Source organism: Maribacter sp. 4G9, assembly GCF_002742265.1.
Lineage (GTDB): Bacteria > Bacteroidota > Bacteroidia > Flavobacteriales > Flavobacteriaceae > Maribacter.
In genome coordinates this window covers 1-1,372 of sequence record NZ_MDGL01000021.1, presented here as the reverse complement: position 1 = coordinate 1,372, position 1,372 = coordinate 1, and the positions used below count along the sequence as shown (strand labels likewise).

The following is a 1,372-nucleotide window of genomic DNA, read 5'->3' as shown; positions in this document are numbered from 1 at the left end:
GCATAAGGGACTTACACCCTCTAAATAAATTCTTATATTGCTATAAGATAAAGATGCCCATACTGGGCACACACAACGTGTATAATTTATTGCTAGTTCTAGCCTACTTACGAAAATCCTCGCGGATTTTCTATTCGGTTTGTATTTGCTAAATTAGGTGCTTAAAACACGCAACAAACCATATACAACAACGATGATGTACAATTCACCTAAAGGTGAACCCAAGTCGCTACATTGTCGCCAAAGGCTCCAATTCCCGCCCCTTGGGAAATGTACATCATCGCAGGGCCATGCCAGTTTGCATAATCCGTAGGATGAGGGACCATCCAACCTATCACCTTTAGGCGCCATCGAGGAAAACTGTACATATCAACGGCTATATGCAACCTGGCCACGTTCAACACGTATTTGTAAATTTATCCCAACAAGTTGCGTAAATTTAAAATCCGTAACGTGGCTTCACATAGCCCTGCGTTGGCATACATTTAATACGAACTTAAAAATCCAGAATTATGAGAAATCTAATAATCGTCATTGTACTTACAGTTTTCACGACTCTTTATAGTGATGCACTTGCTCAAACAAACTCTGGGAATTCATTTGCATTAACGAATGCCACGATAATTGATGTTGAAAATTCTCGACAAATGGAGAATATGACAATACTGATTCAGGATGATAAGATAAAATCTATTAAATCAACTGATTCAATAATCTTAGAAAGCAATCTAAAGATTATTGACTTAAATGGAAAATTTATTATTCCAGGACTTATAGATTCACACGTACACCTATTCAGACCAAAAAATCGAAAAGAAATTTTGTCAAAATTACTTTATTCAGGAGTTACTTCCGTAAGAGATATGGGTGGCGATGCTAGAATTTATCAAACTTTAAATAAGGAAATAATAGACGGAAATCTAAATGGCTCTGACATCTATTACTCTGCTACTATTTTTGGACCAACTTTTCTAAAAGACCCTAGAACTAAATTTGCCGCAATTGGTTTTGAACCGGGTTCAGCACCTTGGATGAGGCTGATAACTGATGAAACCAATTTGGAAATAATTGTTGAGGATGCCAAGGAAACTGGTGTAACCGGTTTAAAGGTTTATTCCAACGTAAGTCCTGAATTATTGTTAAAGCTTACTGAATTTGCTCACAAAAAAGACCTAAAAGTATGGAGCCATATAATTCCCCCCAAAAATAGGACAGTAAGTTAAGTTTAATTTTTAATCTAAATTTACTGTATTATGACACGCAGGAAACACACATCGAAATTCAAGTTCAAGGTGGTGCTGGAGGCGCTATCGGAACGTTTTACCATCCAAGAGCTGGGCAGGAAGTACGAGATCCACCCTACGCAGATAAC

General features: G+C 37.3%; 2 protein-coding genes. One reads left to right on the top strand and one right to left on the bottom strand.

Annotation, left to right across the window (positions count from 1 at the left end; translation table 11 throughout):
- Window positions 1–209: 209 nt before the first annotated feature.
- A complete protein-coding gene (locus BFP75_RS21675) occupies window positions 210–368 on the bottom strand; it encodes a hypothetical protein (protein ID WP_165776521.1) in 159 nt (52 codons plus the stop codon).
- A gap of 144 nt (window positions 369–512) precedes the next feature.
- On the opposite strand from BFP75_RS21675, the gene BFP75_RS02245 reads away from it, so the two are divergent.
- The gene (locus BFP75_RS02245) at window positions 513–1,223 is read left to right on the top strand and encodes an amidohydrolase family protein (protein ID WP_099543053.1); all 711 of its coding nucleotides are present in this window, start codon (window positions 513–515) and stop codon (window positions 1,221–1,223) included.
- Window positions 1,224–1,372: the final 149 nt, after the last annotated feature.